Here is a 19685-nt window from a genome sequence, read left to right as displayed (position 1 = left end):
CGGCGTACTCGGGAGGTGTCGATGCGGGTGACGACTCCGGTACGACGCGCCGGTCCGGCCGCCGGACATAGCGTCCCCGGCATGGATAGGAATCTCGCCCGTTCCGCCGCCCTCCTGACCCTTCTGGGTGTGCCGGCCGGGTTCGCCCTCACCGGCGGGCTGGGCCCGGTCGTCCTGATCTCCGCACTCGCGATCGCCCTGGCCGCGATGACCCTGGCGGTTCCGCGGTGGCCGCTCACCATGCTGATCCTGATCCTCGGCACGGTGAGCGGCTGGCGGGCCGCCCATCTGGTCGAGGCCGGCTGGGTGTGGCCCGCCACCGGCGCCCTGGTGGCGCTCGTGCTGGCCGGCCGGCTCCGGATCGCGGTGGCCGCCTCGACACTGATGCTCGCCTACGGCGCGAACTGGGACACCGTCGTCGATCCGCACCCCGAGGGCTGGGTGCTGTCCCATCTCGGCGGGGAGGCCCTGTGGGTGGCCGCCGTCCTGGCCGGCGCCACCGCGTACCGGAACACGCTGCGCTGGCGGGCCGAGATCGCCCACCGGTTCGACGTCGAGTCGCGGACCCGCCGGGCCGAGGAGCGGGTGGCGATCGCCCGCGACCTGCACGACGTGGTCTCGCACACGCTCGCCGTCGTCGGCGTGCATCTGAACGTGGCGTTGGACGCCTTCGACTCCGAGCCGGAGGAGGCCAGGGCATCGCTGCGACTGGCCCAGGAGGTCCGCGGCCGCGCCATGACCGATCTGAAAGCGCTGGTCGGTGTGCTGCGTGAGGGTGAGCTTCCGGCCCTCGACGGTCTCGACCGGCTGTTCGCCCAGGTCCGGGCGGCCGGCCTGGAGGTGTCGTTCAACGAGTTCGGCGATCCGGTGCCGGTGCCCGCCCCGGTCGCCGCCGCGGTCTATCGAGTGGTGCAGGAGTCGCTGACCAACACGGTCCGGCACGCCGGAGCCGGCCGGGTCACCGTGACGATCAGGTATGCGCCGGACAGTGTCCTGGTCGACGTCCGCGACGACGGGACGGGCGGTGCCGGGACCACCGACGGCCACGGCATCGCCGGAATGCGGGAACGGGTGGCGGCGCTCGGCGGCGCTCTCACCGCGGGCCCGGACAAGACCGGTTTCACGGTACGGGCCAGTCTCCCGATCACGGAGTGACCAGATGACCATCACCGTTCTCCTCGCCGACGACCAGCACCTGGTCCGGGCCGGTTTCCGGAGCCTGCTACGGCGCGGCCGGGACCTCTCGGTGGTGGGTGAGGCGGCCACCGGCGACGAGGCGGTGCGCGCGGCCCGGGAGCTGCGCCCGGACGTGATCCTGATGGACATCCGGATGCCCGGCATGGACGGCATCACCGCGACCCGGAAGATTCTGGCCGCCCAGCCGGCCCGGATCATCATCCTGACCACCTTCGAGACCGACGAGTACGTCTTCGCCGCCCTGGCCGCCGGTGCCAGCGGCTTCCTGACCAAGGAGATCGACCCGGACGGGCTACGGGCCGCGGTCCGGGTGGTGGCCGGCGGTGACGCCCTGCTCTCCCCCAGCGTCACCCGCCGTGTCGTCGGCCAGTTCGCGCACCGCCCGGTCCCGGCGGCCGGCCGTCCGTCCGGGGAACGCCTGTCGGTGCTCACCGATCGTGAACGGGAGGTGGTCCGGCTGGTCGCCACCGGCCTGTCCAACGATGAGATCGCCGCCACTCTGGTGATCAGCCCGCTGACCGCGAAGACCCACGTCACGCGGGCGATCACCAAGTTGGGCGTCCGGGACCGGGTGCAGCTGGTGATCGTCGCCTACGAGGACGGGCTGGTCGGTAACTGATCGTCAGGATCTTCTCAGGACCGCCCGTGCCGGCCCGATGACCCGGATACTCACACCTCGGCCGAGGTGACGTACCGGAAAGGGGCGAGCGGATGGCAGTCGATACGACAGTCCCCGGCTCGCGCGCGACGCGCCGCTGGGCACGTCTCAGCGTCGCCGCCGGCGCTGTCCTCGCTGTCCTGATCGCGCTGGTCACCGCGGGCGTGGGCGGACCGGACGCGACCCGTGGGGTGGCCGCCTGGGGCCTGCTCGGGATGTCCTCGGCCGCCGCGGCCGGCTGCCTGTGGCGGTCCCGTGGCTTCACCGGACGGGCCCGCTGGGGCTGGGCGCTGCTCGCCGCCGGCGTGTTCGCCTGGGGCCTGGGCCAGTTCGGCTGGTTCACCCAGTGGCCGGTCCCCGGTGTCACCGCGAGCCTGTTCCCGCTGCTCAGCAGCATCGGCCTGGTCGGGTTGGTGGTGCTGATCCCGGCCGGTGTGCTGACCCTGCCGAGCGCCTCCCAGCCCTTGGTGAACCGGCTCCGCAGTGTGCTCGACGGCCTGTTGATCGCGTCGTCGCTGGTCATCGTGGCGTGGGTCTTCGTGGTGGACGCGCGGATGGAGAGCGGCGCCCGAGGGCTGGACTTCTACTTCACGCTCGTCTTCCCGCTGACCGACATCGTGATCGCCACGATCCTGGCCTACATGCTGCCGCCGCAGCGCCGCCGCCACGGATGCGGATCCGATCTGGCCTTCTTCGGCACCGGGATGGTCGCCTTCGCGATCACCGACATCGGGCACGTCTTCTTCGAACTGGTCGGCGACTTCAGCTCGGCCCCGCTCGTGCATCTGCCGTCGCTGGCCGGGTACGCGCTGATCCTGATGGGCGCGGTCCGCCCCCGCGACGGCGACGCCAAGCCGCTCGACCTGCCGCCGGGCGTCTGGAGCACCGCGATCCTGGTGCCCTACCTCGCCGTTCTCGCCGCGCTCGCGTCCAGCGTCATGTTCCACCTCCAGACCGGCACCAGCCACCCGTTCGTCGCCTGGACCCGGTCGTTCCTGATCCTGCTGATCGTGGGCCGGCAGCTCCTCACCCAACTGGAGAACCGGGCTCTCACCCGCACCCTGGAGAGCCGGGTCGCCGAGCGCACCGCCGCGTTGCACGCCCGGGAGCAGTGGTTCGAGGCGCTGATCCGGCACAGCTCGGACGTGGTCACCGTGATCGACACGGACGGCCTGATCCGCTATCAGAGCGAGTCGATGCGCCGGGTCTTCGGCTACCCGGCGGAGGCGTTCGTCGGCCGCCGGTACACCGACCTGGTCGACGACGAGGTGGCGTTGCGGCTGGCCCAGGCGATGCGACAGGTCGCCGCGCGCCCGTTCGCCGATGTGACGCTCGAGGTCGTGCACACCCATCGGGACGGCGGCAAGCGCCCGTCCGAGGTGATCATCACGAACCTGGTGGACGACCCGCACGTGGCCGGCTTCGTGCTCAACACCCGGGACATCAGTGAGCGTATGGAGCTGCAGGAACAGCTCATGCACGAGGCGTACCACGACTCGCTCACCCAGCTGGCCAACCGCGCGCTGTTCCGGGAACGGGCCGCGACCGCGATGCGTGGCGGCGGCGCGGTGACCGTGCTGCACCTCGACCTGGACGGCTTCAAGCGCATCAACGACAGCCTCGGCCACCTGGCCGGCGATCAGCTGCTGGTGCAGGTCGCCGACCGGTTGCGCGGCTGTGTCCGGGACGGTGACCTGGTAGCCCGCTTCGGCGCCGACGAGTTCGGCGTACTGCTGCTGGGCGAGGACGAGGCCGGCGCCGAGCCGGTGGCCCGCCGGATCCTCGACGACCTAGACGCCCCGGTGATGTTCGGCGAGCGCCAGATCCACGTCCGCGCGAGCATCGGCCTGGCCGGCACCTCCGCCGCCGCGTCGTCGGCCGCCGTCACCGGTCCGGAGGACAATCCGGGCGATCGGGCCGAGCAGCTGATGCGCAACGCCGACCTGGCCATGCACCACGCCAAGGCGACCGGCGGCGGCGTCTTCTCCAGCTACCACCCACGGATGCGCGAGGGCCTGGCCGACCGCCTGGAACTCGAATCCGACCTCCGGGCCGCCCTGGAGAACGGCGACCTGCGCCTGCACTACCAGCCCACCGTGGACCTGGCCACCAGCCAGGTGATCGGCTTCGAGGCTCTGGTCCGCTGGCCGCACCCGACCCGCGGCATGATCAACCCGCTCGACTTCATCCCGATCGCCGAGGCCACCGGCATGATCGTGCCGCTCGGCCGCTGGGTCCTGCACGAGGCCTGCCGCCAGGCCGTCGCATGGGCGGCGGCCGGCGACGGCCCGCCCCCGAAGATGTCGGTGAACGTCTCGGTCCGGCAGTTCGACCGGGCCGACCTGTCCGAAATGGTCACCCAGGTGCTCACCGACACCGGCATGCCCGCCGACCGCCTGTGCCTGGAGATGACTGAGAGCGTCCTGATGACCGACACCGAGGCCAACCTGGAACAGCTCCTGCGCCTCAAGGCACTGGGCCTGACCCTGGCCATCGATGACTTCGGCACCGGCTATTCGTCGCTCGCCTACCTGCGCCGCTTCCCGGTCGACACACTCAAGATCGACCGTTCGTTCGTCGAACGCCTCGGCGTCATCGCCGACGACACCGCGCTCACCGACACCATCGTCCGGCTCGGCAAGAGCCTCGGCATGGCGACGGTGGCCGAGGGGATCGAGGAGTTCGGCCAGCTCGCAGCCTTGCGCGAGATGGGTTGTGGCTTCGCACAGGGTTACTACTTCTCCCGCCCGGTCCCGGCCGACGAGGCCGGCCGCCTCTTCCTCGAGGGCGCAAACGTCTGAAAACACATATTCGGTACGGCTACCGAGAGCACCGCCGAGCCACGCGAGCCAGGCGGCCCGTCCGGGCCGACACGCGGCCACCGGGCTGAAGCGGTCCGTCACGCAAAGTAGTGGAACCGTCGCCGGCACTCAATCCGGCCGCTGTTGCGGAAGATCTGCACCTCCGCCCGAGAGTCGCCTTGGCGGCCGTGCCCCGCGCCCTCGTCGCGTGGCAGGGCAGCGCCTCCTTGTGGCTAGTACCGCCTCGGGGCCGGGAGCGCGACGGGTCGAATATGTGGTGGGCGGCGGACGGGTCGGCGGCGCGGCGGTTAGGTTGCTTTTCATGCTGATCAGTTTCGGATGTCCGGTGTCCGGCGCCTGGGCGGAACCGGAGACCTTGAGCACGATCGCCCGGCAGGCCGAGGAGTCGGGCTATCACGGGCTCTGGGCGTTTCAGCGACTGCTCGTCGGGCGGGATCAGGATCTCGCGCCGGTCTATCACAGCGTGCTGGATCCGATCGTGGCCCTGACCTGGGCCGCGGCCGCCACGTCGCGGATCCGGCTCGGGGTTTCGGTGATCAATCTGCCGTATGTGTCACCCGCGTATCTGGCCAAGCAGGCCGGTTCACTGGACCGGCTGTCCGGTGGCCGGTTCGATCTGGGGCTGGGCACCGGCTGGTCGGAGATCGAGTTCGAGGCGACCGGGTCCGATCCGAAGCCGCGCGGGCCGCGCACCGAGGAGTACCTGGAAGTTCTGAAGGCCCTGTTCAGCGCGGAGGAGACGGAGTTCGCCGGCCGTTTCTACCGGGTGCCGCCGAGCCGGATGCGGCCCGCGCCGGGGCGTGCGGGCGGCCCTCCGGTGCTGCTCGGCGGCACCGCGGACGTGGCGTTGCGGCGGGCCGGGCGGATCGCGGCGGGCTGGGTGAGCAGCAGCCGCACCACCCTGCCGGAGATCGCCCGTGGTGTCCGGATCGTCCGCGAGTCGGCCGAGGCTGCCGGGCGCGATCCGGACTCGCTGCGTATCGTGGTCCGGGGTGTCGTTCAGGCCGGGCGGCGGGATGAGGCGATCCCGCTCTCCGGGGACTGGGCGCAGATCCGCGCGGGCGCCGAGAGGTACGCTGAGGCGGGCGCGACCGAACTGTTCTACGAACCCAACTGGGATCCGCGTATCGGCGGGATCGACGCCGACCCTAGGGCGGCCGCGGAACTCGGTGCGGAAGTTCTCGCGGGTCTGGCTCCGAACCACTGATCGTCCCCAATGCGCCGACCGTAATCGGGCACCGATAAATGCGCGATCTTGTTGCTCGCCACGACTACGGAACGTTCATCGGCTCGCGCCGATGGACGTTCGAAATCGGAAACCGCAGGGAAACAGTGAGGCAGCACGCGACCCTCACCAGGGACGGTAACTCTCCGCAACTGCAAGAACGCATAAGCGCGGTAAACCCGACATTCTCTGCCCTCCGGTCGTTTCGCCGCATGGAAGATGGCGTTTTTACCCCCAAAATGGGTTCTTATGACCCAAGCACTCGGCACACGATATGACCCAGGCCTTATGACAACGAACCCGTTCCGTTACCGGATCGATGCGTCAACACATTTCTCGGCCTGCGGATCTCGGATAAATTTCTGAACCGCGGCAGACGAATACCGCTCACATAGCGCCAGTGGGGCGCGTTCACGGGGGAGGGATTGGTGCGTGGTACAACCAACTATCGACCCCGGCCGCATGCTGACGATCCTGAAGCGCATCGAGCGCCCGCCGTCACGACGACGGGCCGAGTCGACCCGCCCGGGACCGGGCAGGACCCGCCTCGCCACCGCGAGTGACAGGTTCGTTTCGCGATCAAGTCCGCTACGAGGAGACACCGCATCATGAGCAACACCCCGGCCACCGCCGACTCACGCTCACCAGGCACCGAGGACACGGCGGTAGCGGTTCTCCAGCCCGACACGGCTGCGAAGGCATTCGTCGGCCGTTCACCGGGCCAGCTCGCGTGGATCCGTCTCAAGCGTGACCGGACCGCGTTCGCCAGCTTCATCACCGTCCTGTTCTTCATCCTGGTCGCCCTGCTGGCGCCGGTGATCTCCCGGATGTACGGGATCACCGCGACCGAGGGCTTCAGCGAGAAGCTGAACTACCAGGGCCTGCCGACCGGCTACCTGGGCGGCATCAGCGGCGAGCACTGGCTGGGCCTGGAAGCGGGCATCGGCCGTGACCTGTTCATGCAGCTGATCTTCGGCATGCGGACGTCATTGATCATCGCCTTCCTGTCCGCGGTCATCTCGATCGTGCTGGGCGTGGTGCTCGGCATCGTCTCCGGCTACTTCGGTGGCTGGGTCGACCAGAGCCTCACCTGGTTCACCGACTTCATGCTGGCGTTCCCGTTCCTGGTCTTCGCCCTGGCGATCATCCCGATCATCAACACCGCCGCCTACGACGTGGGCGAGGAGGTCCCGGGCTCGTTCCGGATCGCCGTGATCATCGGGGTGTTCGCGCTCTTCGGCTGGATGACGACGGCCCGTCTGGTCCGCGGCCAGATCCTCTCGCTGCGCGAGCGGGAGTACGTGGAGGCCGCCCGCGCTGCCGGCGCCGGCAGCGCGCACATCCTGTTCAAGCAGCTCCTGCCGAACATCTGGGCGCCGATCCTGGTCTCCTTCTCTCTGGCGCTGCCGGGCTTCATCGCCGCCGAGGCCGCGCTGTCGTTCCTGAACATCGGTGTCGTGGAGCCCACTCCTGACCTCGGCCGCCTGGTCTACTACGGCCGGCAGTGGCTGGGCACCCCGGACTGGGCCTACTTCCTGATCCCCGCGACCACCGTGTTCATCGCGGTCCTCGCGTTCAACCTGCTGGGCGACTCGCTTCGCGACGCACTCGATCCCAAGTCGTCGAAGTGACCGGCCGGAACTGAAACACAACTGAAAACGGTACTTCCGCTCGTGCCGCGGCGGGTCGCGTGGCCCAGGCACGTATCGGTTGAGAGAAGGAGAACCTAAGTGCGACGCAAGTTCGGAGCGCTGCCCGTCGGCGTTCTGGCGGTTGCCCTTGTTGCCAGCGGTTGTTCGGAGACCACGAACGAAACCCCCGGCACCGGCAACACTCAGAACGTGGTGCAGACCGGCACTATCGCAACCGACCCCGCGGAATCGCAGGGCCCGGCCAAGGCTGTCGAGGGCGCCACGAAGGGTGGCGTCGTCAAGCTCCTCCACGCGGCGGAGTTCGAGCACCTCGACCCCCAGAAGATCTACGTCTCTGACGCGCTGTCCATGGCGACCCAGTTCGCCCGTACCCTCACCGGGTACAAGGAGGACGGCAAGGGCAACCTGAAGCTGGTCGGCGACCTCGCCACCAACGCGGGTGAGGACGTCAACGGCGACTGCAAGGTGTGGAAGTACACCCTGAAGGACGGCCTGAAGTTCGAGGACGGCACGCCGATCACCGGCGCCGACATCGTCTACGGCATCTCGCGGTCGTTCGACCCCGACTGGGGTGTGGGCCCGACCTACATCCAGCAGTGGCTGACCGACAAGGTGGAGTACAACACCACCTACAAGGGTCCGTTCCTGAGCGCGGGCGTTGAGGTTCCCGGCCTCAAGGCCGAGGGCAACGTGATCACCTTCACGTTCCCGAAGGCCCAGTGTGAGACCCCGTTCGCGGTGGCCATGCCCACCTCGGCGCCGGTCCCGAAGGCGAAGGACACCAAGGGCGACTACGACCGCAAGCCGGTCTCCTCGGGTCCGTACATGATCAAGGAACACGCGTACGACCAGTACATCGACTTCGTTCGCAACCCCAACTGGGACCCGGCGACCGACCCGATCCGTAACGCGTACCCGGACGGCATCCGTGTCGAGTTCGGTATCGACGCCGAGACCGGCGCCAACCGGATCGTCGCCGACGCCGCCGAGGACCAGACCGCGTTCATCTGGGCGAACGTGCCCGCCGCGGTGCTGTCCAAGACCACCAGCGACCCGAAGGTCAAGGAGCGGGTCAAGGCCGGCGCCTCGCAGTACGTCGAGTACACCTGGATCAACACCGACCGGGTCAAGGACCTGAAGGTTCGCCAGGCGCTCAACTACGCCGTCGACCGTGACGCGATCATCAAGATCCGTGGCGGCGTCGACCAGTTCGGCTCGACCATCATCTCGCCGACCATCGCGGGCTACCAGAACTTCAACGCCTACGACGGTGGCCAGACCGGTAACCCGGAGAAGGCGAAGGAACTGCTCGGTGGCCAGCCCATCAAGCTGACCTACGCGTTCCCGAACGTCCCGGTGCGTCAGCAGATGGCGGCGAAGACCAAGGAGGTCTACGCCAAGGCCGGTATCGAGCTGGTTCTGACCCCGCTCGACCCCGCGACCTACTACGACAGCGTCGGCACCAAGGGCAACCAGTACGACCTGATCCGTGGTGGCTGGGGCGCCGACTGGCCGTCCGCCTCGACCGTCATCCCGGCTCTGCTCGACGGCCGCAGCATCCGTGACAAGGGCAACCAGAACCTCGCCTACTTCAACGAGGACGAGGTCAACAAGGAGATCGACCGGATCAAGGGTCTGAAGGTCGCCGAGGCTGCTCCCGCTTGGGCCGCTCTGGACAAGCTCATCATGGAGAAGTACGCGCCGCTCATCCCGCAGTACTACATCGGGAACTACGAGATCACCGGTTCCAAGATCGGTGGAACGTACCTGAGCGACTCGTACGGCCACATGACCCTCAACTCGATGTTCGTCAAGCAGTAACAAAGGTTCCGTCACACCGGTGGGATGGCCGCGCAACCCGCGGTCATCCCACCGGCCGTGGCCAGTCAAGAGGAATGTAGAGAACCGTGCTCCGCTTCCTGATCAAGCGCCTGCTACTGGCGTCGACCACGCTGGTGGCCATCTCGATCGTCACCTTCCTGCTGTTCTTCGCGGTGCCGTCCAGTCCCGCGTGGACGATGTGCGGGCGCAACTGCTCCCCCGAGCGGATCGCTCAGGTCGAGAAGAGCCTCGGTCTCGATCAACCGCTGACCAAGCAGTACACAGACTTCGTCAAGGGCGTCTTCGTCGGCCGCACCATCGACGACGCCGGCACCATCCGTGAGTGCTCCGCCCCCTGCCTCGGATACTCGTTCCGCAGCAAGGAGCCGGTGACCGACACCATCGAACGGTCGCTCCCGGTCACCGTGAGCATCGTCGTCGGCGCGATGGTCGTCTTCCTCACCGTCGGCATCGGGCTCGGCATGCTGGCCGCCCTGAAGAAGGGCACGGTCTTCGACCGGGTCGCGATCGGTGCCTCCGTGGGCTTCGCCTCCACCCAGACCTACACCCTCGGCGGTGTCCTGCTCCTGCTGCTGGTCTACTCGACCGGCATCCTGCCGAACCCGCACTACACGCCGTTCACCGAGAACCCCCTCGACTGGGCCGGCGGCATGCTCCTCCCCTGGATCACGCTCGGCCTGATCAACTCGGCGCTGTACGCCCGGCTCTCCCGGGCCCAGATGATCGAGACGCTTCAGGAGGACTTCGTGCGGACGGCGCGGGCCAAGGGCCTGTCCCCGCGGGTGGTCAACCGGCGCCACGCACTCCGGGCCGCGATCACCCCGATCATCACGATCGCCGGTGTCGACCTGGGCGCCTACCTCGGCGGCGTCGTCATCACCGAGAGTGTGTTCAGCCTCAACGGCATCGGCCGCGAGGCCGCGCAGGCGGTCTCCGACCTGAACCTCCCGGTGGTCATGGCCACCGTCCTGCTGGCGGCGTTCTTCATCGTCGCCATGAACATCATCGTCGACATGCTCTACGCGGTGATCGACCCCCGCGTGCGACTCGGCTGAGCCGTTCAGAGATGACGTGGAAAGAAGCGAAATGACGACTTCGACCAGCCCTGCCGCGGCCGCCGTGGACCCGGAGGCCTACCTGCAGGTACGCGATCTCAAGGTGCAGTTCCCGACCGAGGACGGCCTGGTTCGCGCGGTGGACGGCGTGTCCTTCTCGGTACGCCGCGGACAGACCCTCGGCATCGTGGGCGAGTCCGGCTCCGGCAAGAGTGTGACCAGCATGTCGATCCTGGGCCTGCACAACCCGGCCCGGACGAAGATCACCGGTGAGATCTCGATCGGTGGCCAGAACATCGTCGGGATGAAAGAGGAGAAGATCCAGAAGCTTCGCGGCAAGGACGTCGCGATGATCTTCCAGGATCCGCTCTCCGCGCTGCACCCGTACTACAAGGTCGGCGTGCAGATCGCCGAGGCGTACAAGGTGCACCACCCGTCGGCGAGCAAGAAGGAGGCCAACACCCGGGCCGTCGACATGCTCAACCGGGTCGGCATCCCGCAGCCTCAGCGGCGCGCCAACCAGTACCCGCACGAGTTCTCCGGCGGTATGCGCCAGCGCGCCATGATCGCGATGGCACTGGTCAACGACCCGGCCCTGGTGATCGCCGACGAGCCGACCACCGCCCTGGACGTCACCGTGCAGGCGCAGATCCTGGAGCTTCTCGAGGACCTGCAGCGGGAGTTCCAGTCCGCGATCATCATGATCACGCACGACCTCGGTGTGGTGTCGCAGGTCGCCGACGACGTCCTGGTGATGTACGCGGGCCGGCCGGTCGAGACCGGCTCGGTGGAGCAGATCATGAAGCGGCCGCAGCACCCGTACACCTGGGGTCTGCTGGCCAGCGTGCCGTCGCTGCACGGTGACGCCAACGTCGACCTGGTGCCGATCAAGGGCAACCCGCCCAGCCTGATCAACCTGCCCACGGGCTGTTCGTTCAACCCGCGCTGTCGTTACGCTGGGCAGAACGGCAACCTCTCCTTCTCCGAGGTTCCGGAGCTCCGCCCGGCCGGTGAGGACGGGCACAACGTCGCCTGCCACATGTCCTTCGAGACCCGGCAGCGGCTGTATGCAGAAGACATCGCGCACGCAGGAGTGGCCCAATGACTGATCTCGCAGACTCCGCGGCGAGCCCGGCCACCACGACCGTTCCGGCCCGCGAGCCGCTGCTCAAGGTCGAGGGCCTGACCAAGCACTTCCCGGTCCGGTCCGGCCTATGGGGCAAGGGCTCCGTGGTCCGCGCGGTGGAAAACGTGAACTTCGAGGTCCGCCCGGGCGAGACGCTCGGTCTGGTCGGCGAGTCCGGCTGTGGCAAGACCACGACCGGCCGCATGCTGGTCCGGCTGCTCGAACCGACCGCCGGCAAGATCACCTTCGAGGGTGCGGACATCACCCACGCCAAGGGCAACCGGCTGCGCAAGCTCCGCCAGGACATCCAGATCATCTTCCAGGACCCGTACGCCTCGCTGAACCCGCGGCACACGGTGGGCCGGATCGTCGCGATGCCGCTCGAGGTCAACGGCATCGAGCCGCCCGGTGGTGTGAAGAGGCGGGTGCAGGAGCTGCTGGAGACGGTCGGTCTCAACCCGGAGCACTACAACCGGTACCCGCACGAGTTCTCCGGTGGCCAGCGGCAGCGCATCGGCATCGCCCGGGCCCTGGCTCTGAAGCCGAAGCTGATCGTCGCCGACGAGCCGGTGTCCGCGCTCGACGTGTCGATCCAGGCGCAGGTGGTCAACCTGCTCCGTCAGCTGCAGCGCGACCTGGGGCTGTCGTTCGTCTTCATCGCACACGACCTGGCCGTGGTCCGGCACTTCTGTGAGCGGATCGCCGTCATGTACCTGGGCCGGATGGTCGAGGTCGGCACGCGTCAGCAGATCTACGAGAACCCGGCTCACCCGTACACCCGTGCTCTGCTCTCCGCCGTGCCGGACGTGACGAAGCTGGGCGCCGCGGGCCGGATCAAGCTGGAGGGTGACGTCCCGTCGCCGATCGACCCGCCGTCCGGCTGTGTCTTCCACACCCGCTGCTGGAAGGCGCAGGAGAAGTGCTCGGCCGAGGCGCCGGTGCTCCTGCCGAATCCGAACGGCTCGAACGCGGCCTGCCACTTCCCGGAGACCGGGGCCGTGGTCTGATCCACCGCATCTGATCGACGACCGCCTCCCGCGCCGATGGTGTGGGAGGCGGTTCGTTTTACCCTGTCCGGGTGGATCAGCGATCTCCAACCGTCTATCGCACCAAGTCCTGGCAGAACCGGCGCAAGGTGGTGACCGTGCTCGGCGGCGCCGGCCTCTTACTGGTCGGCTATCTGCTCGGGCGCTGGCAGGACACCCCGGCCGACCCGGCGGTCACGCCACAGGCGGTGGTCACCGGTTCGGCCGCGGCACCGACCGCCACGTCGGCGGAGCCCGACCCGTCGCCGTCGGCGAGCGCGCTCCCCTACCCGGTGATCCAGGCCGAGTCGGCGACCGAGCTGGCCGGGGCGGAGACCGAGGACGTCGAGGACGAGGGCGGCGGGCAGTACGTCGGCTGGATCAACCGGGACGACCACCTGCGGTTCGACAACTTCGACTTCGGCGACGTGCCGGCGGCCCAGGTGAAGATCCGGATGGCGTCGGGCACCGGCATCACCGGCCGGTTGCAGGTCCGTCTGGACAGCCGGGACGCCGCGCCGGTCGGTGAGCTCTCGGTGAGCGACACCGGCGGATGGCAATCCTGGCGTACGAACATCGCCGCTCTCCAGCCGGTCTCAGGCGTGCACACCGTCTTTCTCACGTTCACCGCTGACGACGGGGGCGACTTCGTCAACCTGAACTGGCTCCAGTTCGCGCACTGAGCCCTCCCCGCCGCCGCCCGCACCGCTCAGGACCGGAATGCTCAGGTTCAGCACCCCGTCGGCGTAGCGGGCCTCCAACCGGTCGGTGTCGAACCGCTCGGAGAGGGCGAACTGCCGGGCGCTCGCCGGACCCTCCCGCTCGGGGCTGCAGCGCTCGGCGCGGACCGTCAGCGCGACACCGTCGACCGTGATGTCGATCGAGGCGGTGTCGGCGCCCGGCAGGTCGATGTCGATGTGGAACGTGCCGTCCACCCGGTAGGCGTCGAACCGGGCGCCTGAGCTGCGGGTGGAGCCGTCCAGGACGCGGGCGGTGAGGGTGGTGAGCATGGGTGGCTCCTCGAATCTTCGAGCATGGGTGACTCAAGTCTGAGAACCGGGAATTCCGGAGTGGGATTCCCCCACATCTTTGTGACGGCCACCGCTCCGTTCGACTCCCGAGAGTCGAACATGTGTACTAAAGTGGCGGCGTGATCCTGCATGCCGACCTGGACTCGTTCTACGCGTCGGTCGAGCAGCGCGACGATCCCGCGCTGCGCGGCCGGCCGGTTCTCGTCGGTGGCGGGGTGGTGCTGGCCGCCTCCTACGAGGCCAAGGCGTTCGGGGTGCGTACTCCGATGGCCCTCGCCCGGGCGAGGGCCCTCTGCCCGCAGGCGATCGTCGTGCCGCCCCGGATGTCCGCCTATTCGACGGCCAGCAAGGCCGTCTTCGAGGTCTTCCGCGACACCACACCGCTGGTCGAGCCGATCTCCATCGACGAGGCGTTCCTCGACGTGGAGGGTCTACGCCGGATCAGGGGTACACCCGAGGAGATCGCCATCGGGCTGCGGGCCGAGGTCCGCGCCCGCACCGGGTTGCCGATCACGGTCGGGGTGGCGCCGACCAAATTCCTGGCTAAGGTGGCCAGCGGCGTCGGCAAGCCGGATGGGCTGCTGGTCGTGCCACCCGGGCGGGAGCTGGCGTTCCTGCATCCACTTCCGGTGGAGAAACTGTGGGGGGTCGGGCCGGTCACCGCGGCCAAGCTGCGCGAGCGGCAGATCCACACGGTCGGGCACGTCGCCCGGATCGGCGAGGCGGCGCTCGTCGCGATGCTCGGCGGCGGCGCCGGGCGGCACCTGCACGCACTCGCGCACAACCGTGACCCACGCCGTGTGGAGATCGGGCGGCGGCGTGGGTCGATCGGGGCGCAGTGTGCGCTCGGGCGTTCCGGGTCGCGGGGCTTTCCCGAGGTCGAGGCGGTGCTCGGAGCCCTCGTCGACCGGGTCACCCAGCGGATGCGGCGGGCCCACCGGGCCGGGCGGACGATCACGTTGCGGCTGCGGTTCGGCGACTTCAGCCGGGCCACCCGGTCACGGAGCCTCCTCAAGGCGACCATGCAGACCGGGGCGGTGCTGCGGACCTCGGTCGATCTACTGCGCGAGGCGTGGCCGCTGATCGGAGAGCGGGGGCTCACCCTGGTCGGAGTCGCGGTCAGCAACCTCGACGGGGACGGGGCGGTGCAGATGGAGTTGCCGTTCGAGCCGCCCCGCGCCGACGGTCTGGATGCGGCGGTCGACCGGGTCCGCGATCGGTTCGGGTCCGGTGCGCTGCGGCGGGCCGCGATGATCGGCCGGGAGATGTCCCCGTCGGTCCCGATCCTTCCCGACTGAACCTGTGGATGACCTCGGGTGTTCGTCGCTTTCGATTTCCGCCCTCCCGGCGCCCTCTTCCGCCACCTTCCCCACCTTTCGCCGCCGCGCACCTCTCACCGCCGCGTCCCCCTCTTCCCGCCGCCGTGCCCCTCTTTGCTGCCGCACTCCCCCGCCGCTGCCGCGCACCTGGCGTTTCTCAGGAGGCGGCCGGACCGCCGTCATGGCGCGATCCGCCGGTCCCGCGCGGCTCGGCCCGGGCCGTGCTCCTCTCGCCGCCGCCGCACTCCCCCGCCGCCGTGCTCCCCTCGCCGCCGCCGCACGCCCCCGCCGCTGCCGCGCACCTGGCGTTTCTCAGGAGGCGGCCGGGCCGCCGTCATGGCGCGATCCGCCGGTCCCGCGCGGCTCGGCCCGGGCGGAGCGGCGGCGGGTGATCAGCCAGGCGATGCCGCCGCAGATGGCGCCCACCGCCGCACCGGTGACCAGGCTGGACAGGGTCATCGCGACACGGGCCAACGGCTCGGCGACCGTCGATTCGCCGTTCCACAGTGCGTTGTGGATGACGGCGAGGCTGATGCCGTAGACGACGCCCGCGCCGAGCAGGAGCCGGATCGGGTTCGGCGAGCGGGTCACCGCGACCAGCACCCAGATCAGCAGCGGGACGAAGACCAGCAGCGCGTTGACGCCGGTCCGTTCGTGGATCAGGCCGAGGTCGTGCAGGACCGCCCGGGGCGCCGCCAGCAGGCCCAGGACGATCATCAGGGGGATGTCCTTCCGCATGGCATCCGACGCTAGGGACCGGGCCGGTGCGGCGAATCCCGCGCCCGGCGTCGGCAGGTGTCGCTTTCCGGCGTACCCGGACCCGGAGAACTCTGCCTAGCATCGGAGACGTGCGGAAGGTGCTGGTGGACGTCGCGCTCGCGGCCGGGGTCGCCGGGGTGCTGGCGCTGATCGCCTCGGCTGGACTGGGTGGCGAACCCGGTAGCGTCGGAGCCTACCTGGGGGCGGCCGCCCTCGGTGCGCTGATGCTCGGGCGGCGCCGGCACTCCCGTACCGTGCTGATCCTGACCGTTCTTGGCCTTTTCGCCTATTATGCGGCCGGTTTTCCGGCGATCGGGGTCGCGGTCCCGGTGGCCGCCGCGCTGTATTCGGCGGCCGAGGCCGGACATCGCCGGGTCGCCATCGCCGCCGGTCTGGTCGCGCTCGTCGTCTCGGTGGTGTTCCGGCTGCGCGAGGGGCAGGATTTCGGGTTCGTGGTGCTCTACGACGGGACCGGGCACCTCGCCCTGATGGCCGCCGCGATCGCCATCGGTGAGCTGGTCCGGGCCCGCCGCCGGATCGCCACGCTGACCGGCCGCCAGATCGAACTGGAGGCCGAGCGCCGGATCCACGAGCACAACCAGGAACTCTCCCGCGAACTGCACGACTCGATCGGGCATGCGCTGACCGTCGCCGCGATCCAGGCCAACGTGGCCCGGCAGGAGGCACCCCGCCGGCCGGATGCCGCGGTCGCCGCCCTCGATCATGTAGCGCGGGCGCTGTCGGAGGCGCTCACCGAGCTGCGGGGCACGGTTCGCAAGTTGCGGCCGGAACCGTCGCTCGGCGACCTGGACGCGCTGATGGACACCGCCCGGGACGCGGGATTCCGGGTGCGCACGACGATCGAACCGGTCGGGGATCCGGCGACCGCGGCCACCGCGTACCGGCTGGTCCGGGAGGCGGTGACGAACGTGCTCCGACACTCGGCGGGGCGCAGCATCGCGGTCGAGATCCGCGCGGACGACGGGATTCTGCTGGTCAGCGTCGAGGATGACGGGGTGTCCGGCGAGCCGGGAGCGAGCGGGGCCGGGCTGACCGGGCTCCGCGAGCGCGTCGCCGCGGCCGGGGGCCGGCTCGACGCCGGGCCGAGCGAACACGGTTGGCGGGTCAGTGCGGCGTTGCCTCTGGAGACGATCACATGATTTCGGTACGGGTGGTGCTCGTCGACGATCAATCACTGGTTCGGGCGGGGATAACGGCGCTACTCATCGGCGACGATCCGCCTTCCGAAGCGCCCACATCCAGCGGCACCGCGGCGATCGAGGCGGTCGGACTCGGCGACACAGCGGCGACCGAGGCGGTCGCACTCGGTGGCACCGCACCGGCCGAGGCGGTCGGATTCGGCGGCACCGCGGCGATCGAGGTGGTCGGGGAGGCGTCTGATGGGGTGGCCGGAGTCGCTCTCGTCCGGCGGCTGCGGCCGGATGTCGTCCTGATGGACATCCGGATGCCCGGTGGCGACGGGATCTCCGCCGTCCGGGAGCTTCGCGGCGAGCCCGCCGGCCGGGATGTGGCGATCCTCATGCTGACCACATTCGACACCGATGACGAGGTGTTGGGGGCGATGCGGGCCGGTGCCGACGGCTACCTGCTCAAGGACACCGCACCCGGACCGCTGCGGGAGGCGGTCCGAGCCGCCGCTCGCGGGGAGCCGGTCCTCTCCCCCGGTGTGACCAGGCAGGTGATGGCTCACGCGGCGGCGGCACCGCGCCCGGTCGCCGACGTGCGGCTGGACCGGCTGACCGCCCGTGAGTTGGAGGTCCTCGCGGCTCTGGCCGACGGCGACGACAACGCGTCGGTCGCGCGGGCGTTGTCGTTGAGTCCGGAGACCGTCCGCACGTACGTCCACCGGATCTTGACCAAACTGGAGGCCGCGAGTCGCGCGCAACTCGTCGCCATCGCTCATCGCAGCGGCCTGGCGGCGGCCCGCCGCCGGGGGTGAGGCAGACTCAGGGCGTGCGGAAGATCTGTGTAGTCGGGATCGGCGCGGGCGACCCGGACCATCTGACCCTGCAAGCGGCGAAGGCGATCGGCCGGACCGACGTGTTCTTCCTGCTCGACAAGGGTGAGACCAAGGCGAGCCTGATCGAGCTGCGGGAACGCCTGATCCGGGGCTACTCGCAGCCGCGGAAGCGGATCATCGAGGGCCGCGACCCGGATCGTGATCGCACCCCGGCCGACTACACCGGCACCGTCGCCGACTGGCGGCACCGGCGGTCCCTGGTCCTGGAGGAGCTGATCGTCGAGCATCTGAAGGACGACGAGACCGGCTCGATCCTGGTATGGGGCGACCCGGGGCTCTACGACTCCACGATCGCCATCCTCGAGGAGATTCTGGAGCGTGGGGCGGTCGAGTTCGAGTTCGAGGTGATCCCCGGCATCAGCAGTGTGTCGGCGCTGGCCGCCAAGCACCGGGTCGGGCTCAACCGGGTGGGGCAGCCGTTCCAGATCACCACCGGTCGTCGGCTGGCCGAGGGCTGGCCGGAAGGCGCCGACGACGTGGTCGTGATGCTCGACGCCCAGCACGCGTTCACGAAATACCCGGACGCCGACATCTACTGGGGCGCCTACGTGAGCACGCCCGACGAGCTGCTGGCGGCCGGACCGGTCGCCGAGGTGGGCGATGAGATCGTGAAGACACGGACCGAGGCCCGCGAGCGGCACGGCTGGATCATGGACACCTATCTGCTGCGCCGGCCTGGGCGGGAATCTCGATGACCAGTGCCGACGGCGGGGGGCGGGGTGGGACCAAGGGCGAGGCGTCGCCGACCGGCCCAGCGGGCGTCTCGACTTCGAATTCAATACGAACGATGTGACAGCCCGAAGCCTTGCACCCGTACGCGACCGCCAGTACCGCTCCAGCATGATACTTAAGCAGATACTTCTCGATGCCCGCGAATTTCTTTGGGGCACCGCGGGCGGTCACCGTGAACGGGTTGTTGTGTGAACAGAGGCGGCCCGACTCCCGCATGACATCGAAGTGTGGCGCGCTGTCGACTTTAGTCAGCACCATCTTGTGCCGTACCCGGGTAGGGGCACTCGTGGGGGTGGGACGCGTCGACGCGAGCGCACCCGTGACCGGAAGAGCCGCGAGGATTCCGTCGACCAGCGCAGGCGGATTCGATTCCGGCAGGACGACGGTCACCGGCCGTCGGCCGTCACGAATCGACTCGATAAGCTTCCTGGCACCCTTCTCGTCTTCAGCGGCGACAGCCACCACCCGGTGAGCGGACTCCCGGACCTGACGACGGGCGGTCTGCCACGGTCTGCTCGAGGCATCCTCGGGCACGGCGACAGTGACGAGGCGCACGCCAGCCACGGCACTCATCGCGTTCAGCTCCTGACGCGCGTCGCCGTTCATAACCCGCGTGGCGACCGGGCCGAGCAGGAGGAACACCTCATCGCCGGATGACGGCGGCGGGACCCAGCCGACCTCCATCGCGATCAACTCGAGTGCCATCCGCAGGATATCGGCGTCGCTGGATACGGCGCACTCCTGGTATTCCTCGAGTTCCGGCGCCACCCACCCGCCTTCGGTGTCCCGCAGACGACACCGTGCCCATACCGCTATCTCTACCGGCTCCGGCCCGTCGTCCTTGACGATCACAGCCAGAAACCAAAGCCCGTTGCCGAGATCGACTGAGCGGTGCGCCTCCGTGAGAAGTGACAGCACGAGACCCGCTGCACGAGGGCCGCGCGTCCGCGCGACCTCGTCCACCAACGCCTGCATCTGCTTGATGCCCTCAGCGCCACGGCTCAGCGACTGCCGGACAGCAGAGGGCGTCCGATTCCGGTCGCGGCGCGAGCGGTCGAGAACGCCGCTGATCCGTGAACTGCCAGCCTCCGATGGCGACATCACCCGCGGCTCGGCGTCGAGCAGGCCGCGAAGCGTAAGATCATTGCGGGCACCCTGCTTATCGGGTCGACCAGGCCGCCCGGAGCTTGGCGAGGACACC

17 protein-coding genes are annotated in these 19685 nt (G+C 69.2%); 14 read left to right on the top strand and 3 right to left on the bottom strand.

Going from position 1 to position 19685, the window contains the following annotated elements:
- Positions 1 to 81 precede the first annotated feature (81 nt).
- The 10 genes from Q0Z83_RS51440 to Q0Z83_RS51395 all read left to right on the top strand — a co-directional run bounded on the left by Q0Z83_RS51440 (position 82) and on the right by Q0Z83_RS51395 (position 13285).
- Complete coding sequence (locus tag Q0Z83_RS51440; protein ID WP_317790869.1) at positions 82 to 1155, top strand: sensor histidine kinase; 1074 nt, start codon at positions 82 to 84, stop codon at positions 1153 to 1155.
- Positions 1156 to 1159: 4 nt separating this feature from the next.
- On the top strand, positions 1160 to 1816 hold the full coding sequence (locus Q0Z83_RS51435; protein ID WP_317790868.1) for a response regulator transcription factor: 657 nt from the start codon (positions 1160 to 1162) through the stop codon (positions 1814 to 1816).
- Positions 1817 to 1908: 92 nt separating this feature from the next.
- Complete coding sequence (locus Q0Z83_RS51430) at positions 1909 to 4656, top strand: EAL domain-containing protein (RefSeq protein ID WP_317790867.1); 2748 nt, start codon at positions 1909 to 1911, stop codon at positions 4654 to 4656.
- 322 nt (positions 4657 to 4978) lie between these two features.
- Complete coding sequence (locus Q0Z83_RS51425) at positions 4979 to 5884, top strand: TIGR03619 family F420-dependent LLM class oxidoreductase (RefSeq protein ID WP_317790866.1); 906 nt, start codon at positions 4979 to 4981, stop codon at positions 5882 to 5884.
- Between the two features lie 626 nt (positions 5885 to 6510).
- Complete coding sequence (locus tag Q0Z83_RS51420) at positions 6511 to 7533, top strand: ABC transporter permease (protein ID WP_317790865.1); 1023 nt, start codon at positions 6511 to 6513, stop codon at positions 7531 to 7533.
- A 99-nt stretch (positions 7534 to 7632) separates the two neighbouring features.
- The gene (locus tag Q0Z83_RS51415; protein ID WP_317790864.1) at positions 7633 to 9375 is read left to right on the top strand and encodes an ABC transporter substrate-binding protein; all 1743 of its coding nucleotides are present in this window, start codon (positions 7633 to 7635) and stop codon (positions 9373 to 9375) included.
- 86 nt (positions 9376 to 9461) lie between these two features.
- Entirely contained in the window at positions 9462 to 10451 is a 990-nt protein-coding gene (locus Q0Z83_RS51410; protein ID WP_317790863.1) for an ABC transporter permease, read from the top strand.
- 31 nt (positions 10452 to 10482) lie between these two features.
- Positions 10483 to 11556, top strand: coding sequence for an ABC transporter ATP-binding protein (locus Q0Z83_RS51405; protein ID WP_317790862.1), 1074 nt, complete (start codon positions 10483 to 10485; stop codon positions 11554 to 11556).
- Positions 11553 to 12584 (top strand): ABC transporter ATP-binding protein, encoded by a 1032-nt coding sequence (locus Q0Z83_RS51400; protein WP_317790861.1) that lies wholly within the window; start codon positions 11553 to 11555, stop codon positions 12582 to 12584. The genes Q0Z83_RS51405 and Q0Z83_RS51400 overlap by 4 nt, the downstream gene beginning before the upstream one ends.
- A 71-nt stretch (positions 12585 to 12655) precedes the next feature.
- Positions 12656 to 13285 carry a carbohydrate-binding protein gene (locus Q0Z83_RS51395; protein WP_317790860.1) on the top strand — a complete coding sequence of 210 codons (630 nt, stop codon included), beginning with the start codon at positions 12656 to 12658 and terminating at the stop codon, positions 13283 to 13285.
- Here the strand turns inward: Q0Z83_RS51395 and Q0Z83_RS51390 are convergent.
- Positions 13199 to 13612 (bottom strand): Hsp20/alpha crystallin family protein, encoded by a 414-nt coding sequence (locus Q0Z83_RS51390; RefSeq protein WP_317790859.1) that lies wholly within the window; start codon positions 13610 to 13612, stop codon positions 13199 to 13201. The genes Q0Z83_RS51395 and Q0Z83_RS51390 overlap by 87 nt on opposite strands.
- Positions 13613 to 13752: 140 nt before the next feature.
- Between Q0Z83_RS51390 and dinB the strand changes: the two genes are divergently transcribed.
- On the top strand, positions 13753 to 14931 hold the full coding sequence (gene dinB, locus Q0Z83_RS51385) for a DNA polymerase IV (RefSeq protein ID WP_317790858.1): 1179 nt from the start codon (positions 13753 to 13755) through the stop codon (positions 14929 to 14931).
- Positions 14932 to 15264: 333 nt separating this feature from the next.
- On the opposite strand, the gene Q0Z83_RS51380 is transcribed toward dinB, so the two are convergent.
- On the bottom strand, positions 15265 to 15690 hold the full coding sequence (locus tag Q0Z83_RS51380) for a hypothetical protein (protein ID WP_317790857.1): 426 nt from the start codon (positions 15688 to 15690) through the stop codon (positions 15265 to 15267).
- A gap of 110 nt (positions 15691 to 15800) precedes the next feature.
- On the opposite strand from Q0Z83_RS51380, the gene Q0Z83_RS51375 reads away from it, so the two are divergent.
- The 3 genes from Q0Z83_RS51375 to cobF are packed head-to-tail and all read left to right on the top strand — an operon-like array spanning position 15801 to position 18447.
- Entirely contained in the window at positions 15801 to 16871 is a 1071-nt protein-coding gene (locus Q0Z83_RS51375) for a sensor histidine kinase (RefSeq protein ID WP_317790856.1), read from the top strand.
- Complete coding sequence (locus Q0Z83_RS51370; RefSeq protein ID WP_317790855.1) at positions 16868 to 17671, top strand: response regulator; 804 nt, start codon at positions 16868 to 16870, stop codon at positions 17669 to 17671. The genes Q0Z83_RS51375 and Q0Z83_RS51370 overlap by 4 nt, the downstream gene beginning before the upstream one ends.
- Positions 17672 to 17685: 14 nt before the next feature.
- Positions 17686 to 18447 carry a precorrin-6A synthase (deacetylating) gene (cobF, locus tag Q0Z83_RS51365; RefSeq protein ID WP_317790854.1) on the top strand — a complete coding sequence of 254 codons (762 nt, stop codon included), beginning with the start codon at positions 17686 to 17688 and terminating at the stop codon, positions 18445 to 18447.
- Here cobF and Q0Z83_RS51360 read toward each other — a convergent pair.
- Positions 18401 to 19684 (bottom strand): hypothetical protein, encoded by a 1284-nt coding sequence (locus Q0Z83_RS51360; protein ID WP_317790853.1) that lies wholly within the window; start codon positions 19682 to 19684, stop codon positions 18401 to 18403. The two genes, cobF and Q0Z83_RS51360, sit on opposite strands and share 47 nt — an antisense overlap.
- Position 19685: the final 1 nt, after the last annotated feature.

It is taken from the genome of Actinoplanes sichuanensis (genome assembly GCF_033097365.1).
GTDB lineage: Bacteria > Actinomycetota > Actinomycetes > Mycobacteriales > Micromonosporaceae > Actinoplanes > Actinoplanes sichuanensis.
The sequence above is the reverse complement of the archived record's forward strand: the minus strand, read 5'-3'. Positions and strand labels throughout refer to the sequence as shown.

Excerpts from the sequence above, each read along its gene's own strand:
- Q0Z83_RS51440 (WP_317790869.1), top strand. The coding sequence starts at position 82 with ATGGATAGGAATCTCGCCCGTTCCGCCGCCCTCCTGACCCTTCTGGGT.
- Q0Z83_RS51435 (WP_317790868.1), top strand. The coding sequence starts at position 1,160 with ATGACCATCACCGTTCTCCTCGCCGACGACCAGCACCTGGTCCGGGCC.
- Q0Z83_RS51430 (WP_317790867.1), top strand. The coding sequence starts at position 1,909 with ATGGCAGTCGATACGACAGTCCCCGGCTCGCGCGCGACGCGCCGCTGG.
- Q0Z83_RS51425 (WP_317790866.1), top strand. The coding sequence starts at position 4,979 with ATGCTGATCAGTTTCGGATGTCCGGTGTCCGGCGCCTGGGCGGAACCG.
- Q0Z83_RS51420 (WP_317790865.1), top strand. The coding sequence starts at position 6,511 with ATGAGCAACACCCCGGCCACCGCCGACTCACGCTCACCAGGCACCGAG.
- Q0Z83_RS51405 (WP_317790862.1), top strand. The coding sequence starts at position 10,483 with ATGACGACTTCGACCAGCCCTGCCGCGGCCGCCGTGGACCCGGAGGCC.
- Q0Z83_RS51400 (WP_317790861.1), top strand. The coding sequence starts at position 11,553 with ATGACTGATCTCGCAGACTCCGCGGCGAGCCCGGCCACCACGACCGTT.
- Q0Z83_RS51390 (WP_317790859.1), bottom strand. The coding sequence starts at position 13,612 with ATGCTCACCACCCTCACCGCCCGCGTCCTGGACGGCTCCACCCGCAGC.
- Q0Z83_RS51380 (WP_317790857.1), bottom strand. The coding sequence starts at position 15,690 with ATGCGGAAGGACATCCCCCTGATGATCGTCCTGGGCCTGCTGGCGGCG.
- Q0Z83_RS51370 (WP_317790855.1), top strand. The coding sequence starts at position 16,868 with ATGATTTCGGTACGGGTGGTGCTCGTCGACGATCAATCACTGGTTCGG.